Here is a 16532-nt window from a genome sequence, read left to right as displayed (position 1 = left end):
AAACCTCTTATTTAAACCAGATTTTTAAAGTGTTTTAATTATGCGTATGAAAACCAGCGGTCGTTTAAAATATCACTACTTTACGCCATGGAAGGCCTGCTTATTGATGGCCGGATTTTTATCCTGTTTTTATTCAAAAGCACAAAACAGTGTGAGAGAGCCGGGAACTCCTTTTCAAAATGCGGGCGTTACGGATACCAGACACAGCCCGTATGCCAGGATGCATGGGGTTCCGATGCAGTCGGTTCAATGGACAAATGGTTTTTGGGCGGACTGGTTTGAAGTCTGCGATAGCTCTATGGTGCCCAATATGTGGAATTTGTTTAATAACGACAGCCTGAGCCATGGATTTAAAAACTTTAAAATAGCAGCCGGTCTGGATACGGGTATTCATGTAGGTCCTCCATTTATGGATGGCGATTTTTTAAAGTGGCTGGAAGGCGCTGCTGCTGTATATGCCCATACCAGGTCTGCAAAACTGGATAAACTGATGGATGATGTGATTCAGGTAGTGGCCAAGGCACAAAGACCGGACGGTTATTTAGGTACACAGGTAGAAATTACCGCAAAGCTCCATCCCGATTCTTTAAAAGTTTTTGGAGACACTTTGAGCTTTGAGGCCTATAATATGGGACATTTAATGACTACGGCCTGTATTTATTACAGGGCCACGGGGAAAACCAGTTTGCTTAATGTGGCCCAAAAGGCGGCCGGGTTTCTGGAAAAATATTATGATCACTCTTCACCCACCCTTGCCAGAAGTGCCATCTGCCCGGCCCATTATATGGGGGTTGTGGAGCTTTATAGAACGACTGGTGATAAGAAGTATCTGGAACTGGCCAAAAAACTAATGAACCTCAGGGATGGTGTGACAAATGGCACGGATCAGAATCAGGACAGGATCCCTTTCAGGCAGCAGCGAACGGCCGTTGGCCATGCCGTAAGGGCTAATTATTTATATGCAGGGGCTGCAGATGTCTTTTTGGAAACAGGAGATAGTTCCTTGTTTAAACCTTTGGACGCGATATGGAAAGACGTGGTTTATCGCAAGATGTATATTACAGGTGGCTGTGGCGCTTTATATGACGGCGTTTCGCCTGACGGAACTTCTTATCATCCCGAAGAGATTCAACAGGTGGCTCAGGCATATGGACGACCTTACCAGCTACCCAATTATACGGCTCATGATGAGACCTGCGCCAATATCGGTAATCTGTTATGGAATTGGCGCATGTTGCAGATTACGGGTCAGGAGAAATATGCGGATGTATTGGAAAGAACCTTATATAACAGTATCCTGTCCGGGATTAGTCTGGATGGAAAGACTTTTTTATATGCCAATCCTTTGGCATATAACCGTCATCAGCCATTTACCTTACGCTGGTCGGAGCTGCCAAGAGATCCTTATATAGGCTATTCCTTTTGTTGTCCGCCAAATGTAGTCAGAACCATTGCCGAAGCCAGTGATTATGTGTACGGACTGGATCAGCAGGGACTATATATTCATTTGTATGGAGCCAATCAGCTGGAAACCGTAAGTGATAAAGGAGAAAGGATCTCTATTAATGAAAGCACCGATTATCCCTGGGATGGTAATATTTTATTGACACTTGCTGCCATGCCCAAAAGCAGCTATTCTCTTTATTTAAGGATTCCAGGCTGGGCCAATGGGGCCTCCGTAAAAATAAATGGCCAAAAGGTGGACCAGGAGGTTCTTCCCGGTTCTTATCTGACGCTTACAAGATATTGGAAAAAAGGGGATAAAATTGAGCTCGATTTTCCCATGGAAGTAAAACTGATGGCAGCTAACCCAATGGTTGAGGCAAACCGGGGGCAGGTAGCGGTACAAAGAGGTCCTGTTGTTTATTGCCTGGAATCTGAGGATTTACCGGCAGAGGTAGGTATAACGGATATCTCTATTGATAAAAACTGCAAATGGACTGCGGTAAAAGAAAAAATCGGACCTCAAACACTGGTGGCGCTGGAAACGACTGCCCAATTAAATACACAGAAACTCAGTAAGGATTTGCTTTATTATCCGCTATCAGCAGGCGCGGCCAGGCCTGTTAAAATCAGAATGATTCCATATTATGGTTGGGAAAACAGAGGCCGCGACGATATGGAGGTCTGGTTGCCACTGGCAGGTAAATAGAATAGACAAAAATCTGCTGAAGGAGATGTCTGATGATTTAAAAATAAACAGATCTGGCGGTATTTTATACATATAGCCATCAGATCTGTTTGTTTTTAATGATAAAACGAATGTTTATCTAAAGGCCGGCATAACTCATTATTATAAATGAGGCGGCCAGGGTAATTAAGGCGATAATTAAAATACTATAAGTTTTTCCGGAGACGTTTTTCCATTCTTTCATGCCTATGCCTACCACAAAACTAAAGAAAATCAGCATGGACATATGGATGACCCAGCTGGCAAATTGCAGATGCCCCATTTTGACATGCCCCAGTCCGTAAAAAAAGAATTGCATACACCATAGAATGCCGCCAAAGGCGGACCAGCATATGTTCTTCCATAATCTGGCCTTATCCGGTATTATCTGATTATTCTCTTTGGATAAGTAATGGCTGCTGCTGAACTCTTTGAATCGTTTTTCTCGGAGGCCAAGTATGGTAAACCAGATGAAGTTGATCACAAAACATCCACTGGTTGCGATCACGAGTTTGGCATTCCCCTCAAATATGCCTGCACCTTTTTGTGCGGCAATATCAGAGACGGGCTGCCCGTATTCTAAGGCAATATTAAATACACCCGACAGAACACCCGCTATGATTGCCAGCAAGAGGCCGAGACGCATATTAAACTGCTTTGTGTGTATATGGCTGCCTGACTGTGATAATTTAATTTCCTGTTCTTTCTTAAATCCGGCCACACCGCATAATCCTACGCCAATCATGGCAATGATCATACCGACGGCGATGATATGTCCGTCTTCCCCACCAAAATAGGTGCCTAAAGTCCCGTGCAGCAAAAGCGGTAGCAGAGTGCCCAGTACTGCTGACAGACCTATGGAGATGGCATAGGTGAGGGAATAGCCAATATAGCGGGTGGCAAAGCCGAAGGACATGCCGCCGAAGCCATACATCCCCCCGAATAAAAAGGTTAGCCAGAGCGTTTGGGCGGAAGCTTCGTGAATCACATCGAAAAAATGAGGAATCGTCAGTAACGCTAAAGCTAATGGCGTCAAAATCCAGGCAAAAAGTGACTGGATGAGCCAGTAAGATACCCAGGACCATTTTTTAGTTTTATGAAAAGGTAAATAGCAGGTGGAAGCGGAGGTGGCTCCGATCGCATGTAAGCCGATGCCCTCAATCGGGTTGGGTGTCATCATTGATTACTTATTTAAACTTTACTGGAATTATGCACCGGATTGTAGTTTGGCCAGCAGGATATGGTCGCACACCATCACCAGCGTATCCTGTTGATTAAATACTTCTACATGTTCGACGATTTTCCCAAAACCCGGTTTTTTATCCAATACCGCTTCGGTAATGGTTACTTTCGTGCGGATGGTGTCACCTATAAATACGGGCTTTATAAAACGTAATCTGTCGTAGCCCTTTGAGAAGGCTTCCGGATTAATCTGGGTAGCCGTCTGGCCAATGGCGATGCTAAAGATTAAAGTGCCATGTGCAATTCTTTGTTTAAATGGCTGCGTTTTACACCATTCAGCATCCATATGATGAGGGAAGAAATCACCTGTCTGACCAGCGTGTAAAACGATATCACTTTCTGTAATTGTTCTGCCTAGGCTTGTTCTGGAGTCTCCTAATGTATATTGTTCATAGAATTGTTGGTGGATATGCATCTGATGAATTTTTCTGTATCAATAATTATATAATATTCCCTGTAGGGATATGGTGGCCGTCTAGTTTATCGGACTGGTAGGCAGCTTCCACCAACTCCATCGTATGAAAAACATCCTCAACGTGATTGGTTAATATGCTGTCTGAACCTTCTTTGAATCTTTGCAGGGCGAACATGATATTTCTGAAGGCATCCGGGAACCAGCTTTCCTGAATATTCAGTTTTTGCCATCCGGCCTTTGTTGGGTCATTAGCCAGATAATAATCAAATGCGTCACTTGTTCCTTTAGGGTAATTCAGGAGCAGGCCCATTTTAGCCTTGATAACACCTTGGGTGCCTTCCCATTTGATAAAGCTTTCCTGCTGATCCGGGCCAAAGTTATGGTCATGGTTGGTGTTGATAACTGCTCTTTTATTTTTGCCATAAGAGAATACCGTGGTGGTCCTGGTGGAAGAAAAGGGTTTGTCAGGATGCCCGAATGTTTTGCTGATAATGCTATCAGGTTCCCCAAGAAAACTTCGGATCAGGTCCATATAATGGATAGAATGATAAAGGATTTCAAGTCTTTTGTTGACCGCCACATGGGGGAAGATCTCCCAGGGCGTATAGGTGGTGAGTCTGACTTCCATGTCGTAAATGTCTCCCAGGAGTCCTTTTTGTATCATCTGGCGGGCAATATGCACATAAGGCGCATACCGCAACTGACAATTGATGGCTGCTTTCAGTCGTTTCTTTCTGCAGAGTGCCAGTAGCTCTTGCGCTTCCTGCAGCGTTTCCCCCATTGGTTTTTGGATGAGTACCGTTGATTCATCGGGCAGGTGCTTTAAGATTTCCATGTATTGGGCAGGCATAAGGGCCATGTCATAAATGACGTCCTTGGGCGCAATGCTGACGGCCTCCTGTATGGTAGCGAATACGCGCGGCACGTTAAAGGTTTCGGCCAGTGCTTTTGCTTTGCTGATGGTTCGGTTGACAATGGCAAATACTTCCAGTCCCGCCTCCGTATAAGCGGGTAAATGGGCATCTCTGACAATGCCACCGGCTCCGATTATAATAATAGGGACCGGCGTCTCAGGCTTTGGATAGCGAAGCTGTACCCGGGTAATACTGCTGATGTCAATTAATTTATCCATTATGTGGTTTCGTTTTTAGATTCCGGTATTTAATTTACTGCCGGAGTGCTTTGCAGCAGATCAATTTTTTGTTGTGCAGCAAAAAGGATACTTTCTATTTCTTGGGTTGTGGTGCCGGTTTGTATCATCACCTCATCAATAATTTGTGCGATGGCCGGCCAGTTGGGCCAGTCGGGTAATTCCCTGGCCAGTTCGTGTATGGCTTCCAGCTGATTAAAAAACGGTAACTGACTATTGACCTCCGGGTCATGCCAGGTAGATTTTCTGCAACCAATGCCTCCATTTAAAGTGAGGGCAATATCATATTTGGGTTGGGAGGCAAATTGGATGAAGTCCATGGCCACAGCGCTGTTGGCAGAGCCGCTTGCGATGCAGTACATCCAATAAGAATTAGGGCATACGGAAGGCTTGTCCACCTGATGGGGGATAGGGGCTACGCCTATTTTATCTTTAACAGGACTATTGTCAAGTTGGGCCGCATAAGTGGCAAATCCAAACCAGTTGATCATCATGGCAAGTTCACCGCCGGCAAATGCTGCTCCTAATTTGACGGAATCCATATTGAAAGAGTCTTTGTGGAGCGCATGGCTGCTGTTTGCGAGTTTGCGGTAAAAATGCAGACCGTCTATAATCCCCTGGTTTTGCAGGTTAATGGATGGATTGGCTGAAGTGAAATCCGCCCCCCTTGTCCAGGCCTGTATACAAAAATCATATACGGCATTATGACCATCCGGATAAGCCGCCAGGGCAGTACCGCATAACCCCGGTTCTTTATTTTGAAAATAACAGGCTATATCATAAAAAGTCTCCCAGTTTTTAGGCGGTTCAAGTACATAGCCATACTGCGCCAAAAAACCGCTGCAATGCCTGGGATCCTCAAATAAGTCCTTTCGGTAGATAAGACATTCCGGTCCGTCATGGAAAGGGACTGCGAAGTGATTATTTCCGGATTGCTGGCTTCTGAGTAATGAAGCGGGCCACGGGGTAAAATAATCTTCCTGTTGAATCAAAGGCTCTATGGGAAGCACTGCCTTTGTTGCGATCGCCTCTTTAATCCAATCGGAGCTGATAAGGGCTATATCCCAATGGCCGTTTTTCAGTCCGTTCTCTGTCAGCAGGGAACGGTGGAGCTCAGGGAGATCCATCGCTGCAGCACATAGCTCAAGTCTGCATCCTGATTCAGCGCAGAAATCCTGCCATCTTGCTTGTATGAATCGCTCAAATGGTTCAAATTTTCTGATTGCAATATGGAACTGACCTGTCTGCATAAGGATTGAAAATGGGTCTGATTTATTAAATATTTTAATGATTCACTGATTTCTCCTTTATTAAGTCTGCGAGTAGCGTGTCATCAATATGTTCATTATCCTGACCTAAAGTAGGCGTGCCTTTTTCAGACAACATTGGCTGTCCATTTATAAGTATAGGACAGCGTGTTGTTTCAAAACTGTATCCATCCTGCATGACAACCCTTTGGGTTTTAATCGTCTCTTTTAAGGAGATATCTGCCAGTAATTCCCGCCAACTTTGAACCTGAGCACACCAGATATCTGCCGGTTCAAGGATTGCCAGCCAATGATGGGTAGACTCGGTACTCAAATGTGCACCCAAGATAGCTTTTATTTGTTCACGATACGTAAACCATCCTGCAGGATCGGTGTAATTAATTAATTTTTGGCAGTTAATAAGTTCTCCTAATTTGTTCACCGCCGTCATGGCTATGGCCAGGTAACCATCCTTGGTTTTATAGATGCCGTATGGAGCACCCAGATAAGCATTTGCATTATTTTGTAAGGTGCGTTCCGGTAACTGGTGACCGTCATTTAAATAACAGGTTATCGATTCAAATTGCAGGTCACAGGCTGATTCCAGCATACTGACCTGGACAAGGGCGCCCTTGCCGGTGACGCCGCGCCTGATCAGACTGGCCAGTAAGCCTTGCACTAAATGACCGCCTGTTGCGATGTCCACCAGCGAGATGCCCATGGCCACAGGGGCCATGTCCGCATTGCCGCTTAAGTAACACATCCCGGTCAGGGCCTGTAATAATAAGTCCTGACCGGGCTTGTTTTTCCAGGGACCTTCCGTTCCGTACCCGGAAATTTCACCGTATATGACATTTGGGTGAATGGCTTGAATGGTAGTATAGTCCAGTCCCAGCCTTTCCATCACGCCAGGACGAAAATTATGCATGACAATGTCCGCTTTTTTGATCAGTTCCAGAATCTTAGCAACATCCTGCGGGCGTTTTAGGTCGGCTATGTAACTTTCTTTATTTCTATTGATGGCATGAAATACAGAAGAAGCTCCGTTCATTTGTACGTCGGAGATATACATATGTCTGGAGATATCCCCTGTTTTCGGCCTTTCTATTTTTATGACCCGGGCCCCGAGGTCGGCCAGTTTAAGACTGGCGGAAGGGCCGGATAAAAACTGACTCAGGTCAATTACCAAAATATCTTCTAAAGGTTTATTCATGTGCTGCAGGTTAAATATCCATTTTTATATGCATTCTTAATTATAAGAGTGTTTGTTCCAGTTGTCTGTTGTCAGCGCCGACTTCCGGCCCTGGTTTACTGCTCCTGAAAATATGGCCGTCAATGCGGATAGGGCACCGGGTGGTTTTGAGTTGCTGTCCGTCAGCAAGGGTGATGGATTGTTCAAGATTCATCGCAAGGTAGCCCGGATGGCTGGTGAACTGATCATAATTCTGTACCTCGGCACACCATATGTCAGCAGGTTCGAATATACTGAGCCAGTGTCTGGTAGACGCACTGGCCAGCGCACTGGCTATGGCAGCCATAATCTGATCCCGATGGGTGAAGCCGTCTTCGGCCAGCGGTATGATCTGTGGCAGCTCCAAGGCCGCTGCCAGATACTTTAAATCCTCCATGGCCATGGCCAGGTGTCCGTCGCTGGTGGCATAAATGCCGTATGGTGCACTCAGGTAGGCGTGCGCATTTCCTTTTAAAGCGCGATCAGGCAGCTTCCCGCTGTCGTTTAAATGCGTGGTAATGACTTCAAACTGAAAATCAATAAGGGATGAAAGTAAATTAACTTCTATCAGGGCGCCTTTTCCTGTTTTGGATCTGGCAATCAGTGCCGCTAAAATGCCCTGCACCAGATGTGTGCCACACATATAATCAGCTATAGAAAGACCGAAGGGGACAGGTGGATCATTCTTGTTGCCAGATAACCAGGTGAGTCCGGATATAGATTGTAAAAGGAGATCCTGACCTGGTTTTGCCTGCCATTTTCCCTCTTTGCCATAGCCGCTGATTTCCCCATAAATGAGCTTTGGATTTATCCGGGCACAGTCCCTGAAGCCTAATTCCAGTTTTTCCATTACGCCAGGCCTGAAATTATGGATCAGCACATCCGCCTTTTCAATGAGTTTTTTGATTTTGATTAGGTCGGAAGGGTCTTTCAGATTGGCACTGTAGGAAAGTTTATTTCTGTTGATGGTATGGAACAGTACGCTATTATTGCCGGCAAACAGATTGCGGATGGCCAGCTGTCTGCCGCCTTCCCCGGTTCCCGGCCTTTCTATTTTAATAACCGTTGCACCTAAATCCGCCATCCGCATACCAGCTGACGGACCGGACATATATTGGCAAAATTCAAGTACAATCAGATTTTCTAATGGTGCCATCAGTTGCGTTGGTTTAAAAGTTGGTCTAATTGGTTTAATACGTTTTTGGGATTTCCGCCGCTTATCAAATACTGCCTGATGATATCGCCTGCATGGTCCTGAAAATGAATGTATCCATTGTATCTGGGTCTCAAATAGGCTCTTTTAAGCGCGGGTAGTGTTTGCTGAAAGAACTGGTTTGTGGCTGCATTATTGGCCCCGGAACTCCAGGCTTTCATATGTGCCGGCTGACCGCCGTTGTCAAAATACAGGTGTTCCTGAATATTCGGGCTGGTCGTATATTGCAGATACGCTATTGCCTTGGTCCTGTGCAGGCAATATTGAGAGACGGCCAGTCCTGTTCCGCCAATGGTAGAAATGAGTGGTGTGTCATTTAAGCGGACCAGATCTGTAAAATGTAAAATATGGTCAGCGTATCCCGGTCTGGAATAATTGGTATAACCATATGCGAAGGGGCAATAGCTGAAGGAGTCAGAGGCGCTAAGTAATTCGTATACTTTAATAGGGTTAAGATCAAAACAGACCGGGTCTGTTTTGTCCGTCAGGGATTTATATAAAGATAATGCCCTTAGTCCCGTGGTCTCGCTTATGAGTCTGCCCGGTGATGTAAAAGGGTTTTCACCCAGGGTGCAGCAGAACATATAAAAGTTCATCAGAGTATCTACCGCGATGCCGGGCAAAATCACCTGGCCTTGTTCAGCCAGCTCCAGGACATCGTCAAAGGTGGCAGGAAGCGGCCGGTTATTTTTTTGAAACCAATCAGGCCGGTAGCTGGCTACCGGCGTCGCTGCATCCATAGGAATGGCCCAGGTCTGTCCCTTATACGTGTAGCTCTCATAAGAGGCTCCGACTGTTCCCTGTAACTGATCCTGTAAGAAGCGCTCAGGCAGATATTTATTAAGTGGTAAGAATTGCTGGTTTTCGGCGCTGAAACCTATCCAGGGGTAATCGATAATCAGTAAATCATACTCCTTAGCCAGGCTGCTTATGGGCTTATCTGCAAAGTCCTGAAGGCTACGCTTATGCCAGATGATCTCAATATCCTTATGTAATTCCATGAACCGCTGTGCCGTAGCGACCAGCGGCGTATACCCCCTGCTATGATCCCAGGTGATGCCTTTTAAAGTAATCTGCCCCAAATTTTCAAATTTTTGTCATTCAAATATAAATATAATATTCATAAATAAACAAAAATGGCTTTAAAATTATTATTTTTGTTCCCGTTGAATGGCGTAAATTCACAATTCATATATATAAACCAAGAACCAACATATGGCAAAAAAGAAATCTGTCGAGGAATCCGAAGTGAAATACCATGCCCCCGCCCTGGAAAAAGGGCTTGATATTCTGGAGTTTATATCTGAAGAAGGCCGGCCGCTCTCCCAGGCGGATATCGCTCTTGGCATTAATAAGAATCCCAGTGAGATTTACCGGATGCTGGTCTGTCTGGAGCAACGAGGGTATCTGCTGCGGGATGAAATCTCCGGAAAGTATAAGCAATCCCTGAAATTATATAATCTCTCTCACCGGCACTCACCCATTGATGAAATCAGAAGGGCCTCTCATTATCCAATGGATGATCTAGCTGATAGCATTAAACAATCCTGCCATCTCGGGGTTTTATATCAGGATAAACTGATTGTCGTTTCTCAGTCAAGAAGTCCCGTTCCTATTGCGCTGTCTATTGAGGAAGGAAGTACCTTTCCTGTCATGCTGACTGCCTCAGGCAAGGTACTGTTGGCCTATATGGAAGAAAATGAAAGGCTTGAACTCCTAAAGCGAAATGATCTTTTCAATGAGTTTCCGCTTAGAAAACAACAGAAGTTTTTAAGCTCACTACAGGACATTCGGGCAGACGGTCATTTTATTACCGGCAGTGACCTGGCCAAAGGAATTATGGATGTTACAGTGCCGGTAATGAATGGAGACAGGGCCATCGCCTGTCTGACCATTGCCATATTATCCGTTCAGCTTAAAGAAGAAGTAAGTCTGGAACAAATCGCTAAAAAAGCCAAAGAAACGGCCCGTCGTATTTCTGTGAACCTGGGTCTGGAAGAAAGAATTCTTGCAGAGAACTGATTTTTGGGACTGCGTATCCTGTGCTGATATTTTTTTGAGGCTGCCTGCTGATTTTCCTACATCTGCAGGCAGTCCCTTTTTTAAAACTACTGACCAGCCGCAGGTTTTTTATCCAGGTAATTGATGATGTCTTTTTGCCTATATGCAGGTAATACTTTTAAGGCAGATAGTTTGCCGTTTTTCAGCCAGGCCTCCACGGTCGTCTGCCTGGTTGCATGTAACTTGAAATGGACATCAATGTCTTTTGGCCAGGCCGCAAAAAGGATGATGCTGTCTCCTGCCGTCTGAAGCAGCATTTCCTGTAATCCAATCATCGCAGACCCGCCCCAGTTATGATCCGGCACCCAGTCAAATCCCGGCCCCCAAAATGCAGGGAATCGCCTGGGGCCATCTTTTAATTTCAGCGCGGTAAGATCAAAGGCCTGCCTGGCAAGTCCTAATCTCGCTGCAAAAATATTATCCTGTTTCCAGCCTATATAGCTTCTGTTTTTAATGACGTTCGTGTCCAGATTCCAGGTATTTAATGCGATATCCAGATCCGGCTTTCCCACGCCGTAGATACCCCACGGATAAACCGGATAGAGTTGCGGAGATTCCTGATTATTAATTCTGGCCCAGGTAATGGCAGGAGCTATGGCCTCCTTGCCTTTAATACGGGTCAGCGGCAGTGGTGGTATTCTTTTTTGAAACCCCGCTACATAATCCCTGTCTGTTTTATCTAATAAAGTATCAGGGAGTTCCAGCAGTTCACCGGTAATTGTTTTCAGTGCGGCAATGGTAGAGGATGCATTATAAGCAAGTTTATAGGTTTCAGCGCCGGAGCCGGGATAGAGAATTAGATGGCCGTTTCCATCCAGGGTGCGTGCCCCTCTTTTTTCAGCCAGATACTGGTAGTGCGCATCAAAGAAGCTGAGACAACTCTTAATAAAGGGCAGATATGAACGGATATCCGTATTGTTATAATCTCTGGCATCCAGCATCATTTTACAAAATTCCAGCACCGTATCCCATTCATATTCCAGCCACGCGTTGTATTGCATGCCCGGATCATATCCCGGCGGACGTTTCCAGCTGTATTCACTTGGATTGGGTAAGCCAAAGTTTTCCAATTGTTCCGTAAAGGCTGCACCTTTATGATGCCAGTATATCAGGCTTCTTAGTTCAGCTGTTTTAAGGAGTCTGTTGTAAAAATCAAAACTGCTTTGCAGTAAATCAAAGTCTCCGCTTTTAAGCATTGGAAAATAAACAAGACGTTGATTCTGGGCGGTAAAAGTCCCGCCCCCCCAGTTTCTGAAGTCCGGGGTAAAAGGATAGGTGCTGTCTACCAGTACCGGGTCATATGTAAATAAACCGCCGTTGAATTTTGTGGGGAATTTGCCATAGGCATTGGCCCCCAGCATATATCTGAACAGCTGATAATTTCTACCCATGGTAAAATAGCGGTAACCGGAACTGTCCTTTGCCCTTTTAGGAGAACTGTCGTCACCGGTGTTATAATCAGGACTGATGTCAATGAAACTTCTTTGCCAAAAAGATTGCCACCATTGCCTGGTAACGGCCCAGTCCTGTGAAACCTGGCTGCCTGTTCTGATGCTTTGTTTTAATTGAGAAACCCAGCCTGTCAGGTCAGGCGTCTGCGTTGAACTGAGTTGTATATGGAAGCTAAACCCCGCTACCGGCTTTCTCGTGCCAAGTCTGTAGCCTGTATAGGGTGTGGACAGGTAAGTGCCTGCAGTGGGCGACAGCGCCATAAACTCCGGTGCGCACAGCAGGCCACCGGAGATCCTGTTTTTAAGCGGATCATACAACTCGTTTTTAACACTGTCCAGTTTTTGTTGATGGACCGTTACATCAAATACCGTTTTGTCACCATTGGCATGAAAGAAAAGGATGCGTCCCCCTGTTTGCTGATCATACCCCGTACTGATGCTATCCTTTTTCATCAGAATAATGCCCTGAGGTCCGAATTTATAGGAATTCTGATTGTTCTGTTTGCCTTTAACCGTGTGATCCTTATCGCGCCAGCTCTCATAGGTAATCAAGGCATTAAGATTGCTTGGTCCTTTATGGTCATAGGTTAGATTGCCGTGAATAGCAGGATGGCGGACATCCACCCAGAGATGAAGCGTCACGGGCCGGCCATCCACACTGCCTTTTATGTAAATACTGCCATCCTGAAGATGAAGGCTCTGATTGAAGCTGGTATGAACAAACGGGTTAGGGCTTACATGGATACGGATGCGGCCTAATTTTAATAACGTGTTATTTTGATCAAAAGCGTCACTTTTGGCCATATAAAATAAAATATCCCCCTGTTCGGTCCAGACGTTCAGCCCGATGTCTCCGCCACCCAGCGGCATGGATCCGGCCGCGTTAAGGCTGAACCGGGGCCAGCTGATATTGTCTTTCTGAATGGAGAATATAGGCATCCGGTTATTTTGTGCCGATACTTTGTCAACAGAGACAACTAAACTTAGGCATAGACCTGTCAATAGCCAGAGACTGAGCCTTGCTCCGGCAATTAGGTGCCGCTTTGCGAAGACCTGTCTATTAGAAAGGCGATCGGATACGGGTATTTTATGGTATTTGTATTTCATCCTGCTTTACGAAAATACAAATTGATGGACATTTATTCCGGTGTGATCCGGGGCCCGGGGTAATTACATCAGGAAAATGGACAAAATGTATCAATAAGCGGCAAAGAATTGCCATAATCCCCTTATTGAACTCTGAGATAAATCTCTGTATTTATCCGGTTAACCCCGAGGCTGTCAATTTTTTCTATGCCTGACTGGGTCAGGGTGTCTCCCTTTATGGTAACCGTGAAGGAAAAATCATGGTTCTCCCACTGCCTGGCATTACAATATTCAAGATGTTCGGTGTAAATACTGTCTTTAAGGCTATAATGTCCGCCGCCTGCTGCAAATAAAGAGGCACTGTCTTTTTGGACGGTATGCTCCAGGAAGGCAAAATGATCCTGGTTGATGATTTTAATAAAACTGGTGTCCCCTGTATAATCAGTGAGGGTCGTATCTCCATTTTCTATTAAGCGTCCTTGCAGCAGTTTCCAGGTACCGGCAAGCGGACGGTGCTTCGCATCAGGAGGCGGCGAATCTTCGGGGTTGCGCCGGGCAGATTGACAGCCGGCAAGCCATAAAATCAGCATGGCAGCCAGCAGGCAGCGTATTAAACTTTTCATAGTTGTATTTTTTAGCGTCAGTGATTGTCGCATCGTTTATGAGGTTTAGGTTCTGTAGAAAAATAAGGATGTATGAATATAAAAAATATATTTCGTTTTTCACCTTTACCGGGCCTGGTATTATCCGGCGCTTTAAAAATATTTGCTGTTTCAAGTGGGATGGCCGAACTTCACATTTACCTTAAAGCAACACCCTTTTAGTAATAATTAACATGAAATACAAAACCAGACGCAGGATTTATGCCGGGCGGTTCATTTTGATGCTGCTTGCAGGTTCCCTGTGGACGATTGAATGCCTGGGCCAAGACAGCCTGGCCAAGGACAGTCACCCAGTCTCCGCAATATGGAGCCGACTGGGGCACTCCCATGATCAGCGGGACACCAGTTATATAAAAGCCTATGGACATGATATTACGGGGCGGCTCTATTATACCCGTGCCAATACAGGATTAACGCTCAGAGCGCCTGGGCAAAAATCTTTTGATTATAAACCCAATAATTCAAAAGGACTGGGCCTGGGTGTCAGTTATCGCTACCTGACGCTGAATGCCTCCTTTAAGGTGCTGGGAACGGATAAGGATAAAGGGAAAACGCATTCATTGTCGCTGCAGACCTCGTTATATAAAGAGCAGTGGGTGTATGATTTTGTGTATCAGCATTTTAAAGGGATGTACTTAAACCCGCAGGAGGTATATAATTCGGCGGGGCAATATTATCTCAGGCCTGATATTAAAAGTACACTGGCGGGAATTGACTTCTGGCGGATTTTAAATTCTGACCGGTTTTCCTATAGAGCAGTGATGACACAAAATGAATGGCAGGTAAAATCTGCAGGGACTTTACTATTAGGTGGAGAACTTTATTATGGAAACACTAAGGGCGACAGCGCCCTGGTACCTGCTGCTCTGGCGGCCAATTATCCGCAAGCCGGTGTGGATAATATCCGTTTTTTCAGGATAGGAGCCGGTGTGGGATATGCCTATACTTATGTATTTAAAAAGCATTTTTTTGCATCAGGAGGCGTCACCGCTATAATAGATTATGCCACTACAAGAGAGTATCAGGGCAAAGATTTTAAGAGCGTAAATGCCTTGTCTCCGAATGTTAGTTACCGGATCAGCCTTGGCTATAATAGCCGTCGTACCAATATTGTTGCCTCCTTATTCAATAACAGCATCCCCGCGCACAGCGCCCTGTCAGGCAGTAATTATAATAATTTTAATCAGCAGTTCAGAATTACGATTGCCAGACGGTTTAATGTCGGGCATAAAGTCAGATCCAAGATTTTAAATCCTGTGGATCAACAGCTTGACAAAGTGGAGGATAAAGTAAAAAAACTCCAGGGAAAATAATGACCAGCTAGCACTTGGCTGTGCAGACACTGGCTTTCAGGTCTTTTTGCTGCATCTGAATCAGTAGCATGGTCAGGCCTATGCCGATGACGACCATTAAAATACCCACAAGGATTGGAGAGCTATAACCAAATCCTGCAGCTATGGGCAGGCCACCGGCAAATGCGCCGATAGCATTGCCGATATTAAATGCCGCCTGTGTGGCGGATGCACCCAGAATTTCCGCTTCCGAAGCGATTCTGATCATTAATATCTGAATAGGAGCGATCAGGGCAAAGGAAGAGGCGCCGGTTAAAAAGGTGCCTACCAGGGTTAATAATTGATTAGATGCAAAAAAATAATCAAGCAGCAGGCTGGTGGTGACGCTTAACAGACAAATCAAAAGCGCACTCGCCGGCGCTAGTTTATCGGCCAGTTTTCCCCCCAGAATATTACCCGCAAACATTCCGACTCCTGCTACAATCATAATGTAGGGTACGGCAGTTGCTTTAAAATGGGTGATACTGGTGAGCATAGGAGAGATATAACTAATCCAGGCAAATAAGCCACCCGTTCCGATGGCAGTGATTAAAATCATGACCCACACCATAGGCTTTTTAAAGATTCCCAGCTCTTTTTCTATGGAACCGTTTTTGTTAGCCGGCAGATCAGGAAGTACTTTGGCTATAAAAATAAAAGTCAGAAAGCCCAGCAAGGCGATTAATCCGAAAATATATCGCCAACTGGAATGTATGCCGATATAGGTGCCTACGGGCACCATAATAATATTTGCTATGGTGAGACCGGCAAACATGATGGACATGGCGGCGGCCTCTTTTCCCCGCGTGGCCAGTCTGGCAGCCACGACGGAACCAACACCGAAAAAAGCACCGTGGGGCAGCCCGCTCATCAGACGCGTAAACACCATCATGGCATGGCCTGTGGATAAGGCCGTAAGTCCGTTAAAAACCGTAAAAATCGCCATAAGTATCAAAAGCAATTTTTTAGGTGCCAGTTTAGATCCTATAATAGCAAATAGCGGAGCTCCGATGACGACGCCCAGGGCATAGGCGGCAATAAAATGGCCAGCCTCCGGAATAGAGATTTTAAAGTCACCAGCTACCTGGGGTAAAATTCCCATCATAATAAATTCCGTAGTACCAATACTCAGGCCTCCGAGTGTAAGGGTTAATAATTTTTTATTTTCCATAGGAAAAATATTTTTTCGCAGATTTGTGCCGGACTATCTCTTTATTTTTATTCTTGTTGATTTGACACAAATAATAAGCAGCAAAGTTACAACCAAGTTCTC

Annotated in this window: 13 protein-coding genes; 3 read left to right on the top strand and 10 right to left on the bottom strand. The window is 45.3% G+C overall.

Going from position 1 to position 16532, the window contains the following annotated elements; all coding sequences use genetic code 11:
• Positions 1-40 precede the first annotated feature (40 nt).
• The gene (locus BLU80_RS05350) at positions 41-2152 is read left to right on the top strand and encodes an aceric acid hydrolase (protein ID WP_211481751.1); all 2112 of its coding nucleotides are present in this window, start codon (positions 41-43) and stop codon (positions 2150-2152) included.
• Positions 2153-2270: 118 nt separating this feature from the next.
• Here BLU80_RS05350 and BLU80_RS05345 read toward each other — a convergent pair whose 3' ends face one another.
• Genes BLU80_RS05345 through BLU80_RS05315 form a run of 7 tightly spaced genes read right to left on the bottom strand, consistent with a single transcriptional unit; the run spans position 2271 to position 9750 of the window.
• A complete protein-coding gene (locus BLU80_RS05345) occupies positions 2271-3350 on the bottom strand; it encodes an L-rhamnose/proton symporter RhaT (protein WP_091394615.1) in 1080 nt (359 codons plus the stop codon).
• Between the two features lie 27 nt (positions 3351-3377).
• The gene (locus BLU80_RS05340) at positions 3378-3827 is read right to left on the bottom strand and encodes a MaoC family dehydratase (RefSeq protein WP_091394610.1); all 450 of its coding nucleotides are present in this window, start codon (positions 3825-3827) and stop codon (positions 3378-3380) included.
• A gap of 25 nt (positions 3828-3852) precedes the next feature.
• Positions 3853-4959, bottom strand: a complete 1107-nt coding sequence (locus BLU80_RS05335; protein WP_091394606.1) for a Gfo/Idh/MocA family protein — start codon at positions 4957-4959, stop codon at positions 3853-3855.
• Positions 4960-4988: 29 nt separating this feature from the next.
• Complete coding sequence (locus BLU80_RS05330) at positions 4989-6227, bottom strand: extracellular solute-binding protein (protein ID WP_091394603.1); 1239 nt, start codon at positions 6225-6227, stop codon at positions 4989-4991.
• A gap of 34 nt (positions 6228-6261) precedes the next feature.
• The gene (locus BLU80_RS05325) at positions 6262-7437 is read right to left on the bottom strand and encodes a CaiB/BaiF CoA transferase family protein (RefSeq protein ID WP_091394600.1); all 1176 of its coding nucleotides are present in this window, start codon (positions 7435-7437) and stop codon (positions 6262-6264) included.
• 40 nt (positions 7438-7477) lie between these two features.
• A complete protein-coding gene (locus BLU80_RS05320) occupies positions 7478-8611 on the bottom strand; it encodes a CaiB/BaiF CoA transferase family protein (protein ID WP_091394596.1) in 1134 nt (377 codons plus the stop codon).
• The gene (locus BLU80_RS05315; protein ID WP_091394592.1) at positions 8611-9750 is read right to left on the bottom strand and encodes an extracellular solute-binding protein; all 1140 of its coding nucleotides are present in this window, start codon (positions 9748-9750) and stop codon (positions 8611-8613) included. Before BLU80_RS05315 ends, BLU80_RS05320 begins: the two co-directional genes overlap by 1 nt.
• 133 nt (positions 9751-9883) lie before the next feature.
• On the opposite strand from BLU80_RS05315, the gene BLU80_RS05310 reads away from it, so the two are divergent.
• Entirely contained in the window at positions 9884-10690 is an 807-nt protein-coding gene (locus BLU80_RS05310) for an IclR family transcriptional regulator (RefSeq protein ID WP_091394588.1), read from the top strand.
• 86 nt (positions 10691-10776) lie between these two features.
• Here the strand turns inward: BLU80_RS05310 and BLU80_RS05305 are convergent, their stop codons facing one another.
• Positions 10777-13287, bottom strand: a complete 2511-nt coding sequence (locus BLU80_RS05305; protein WP_139188091.1) for a DUF5703 domain-containing protein — start codon at positions 13285-13287, stop codon at positions 10777-10779.
• 122 nt (positions 13288-13409) lie between these two features.
• Positions 13410-13889: an LptM family lipoprotein gene (locus BLU80_RS05300; RefSeq protein ID WP_170831146.1), complete on the bottom strand. Its 480-nt coding sequence runs from the start codon at positions 13887-13889 to the stop codon at positions 13410-13412.
• Positions 13890-14101: 212 nt separating this feature from the next.
• On the opposite strand from BLU80_RS05300, the gene BLU80_RS05295 reads away from it, so the two are divergent.
• Complete coding sequence (locus tag BLU80_RS05295; protein ID WP_091394580.1) at positions 14102-15241, top strand: DUF4421 domain-containing protein; 1140 nt, start codon at positions 14102-14104, stop codon at positions 15239-15241.
• A 7-nt stretch (positions 15242-15248) separates the two neighbouring features.
• On the opposite strand, the gene BLU80_RS05290 is transcribed toward BLU80_RS05295, so the two are convergent.
• Positions 15249-16430 carry an MFS transporter gene (locus tag BLU80_RS05290; protein ID WP_091394577.1) on the bottom strand — a complete coding sequence of 394 codons (1182 nt, stop codon included), beginning with the start codon at positions 16428-16430 and terminating at the stop codon, positions 15249-15251.
• Between the last annotated feature and the right edge of the window lie 102 nt (positions 16431-16532).

This window comes from Arachidicoccus rhizosphaerae (genome assembly GCF_900107765.1).
In the GTDB taxonomy this organism is placed as follows: Bacteria; Bacteroidota; Bacteroidia; order Chitinophagales; family Chitinophagaceae; genus Arachidicoccus; species Arachidicoccus rhizosphaerae.
The sequence above is the reverse complement of the archived record's forward strand: the minus strand, read 5'-3'. Positions and strand labels throughout refer to the sequence as shown.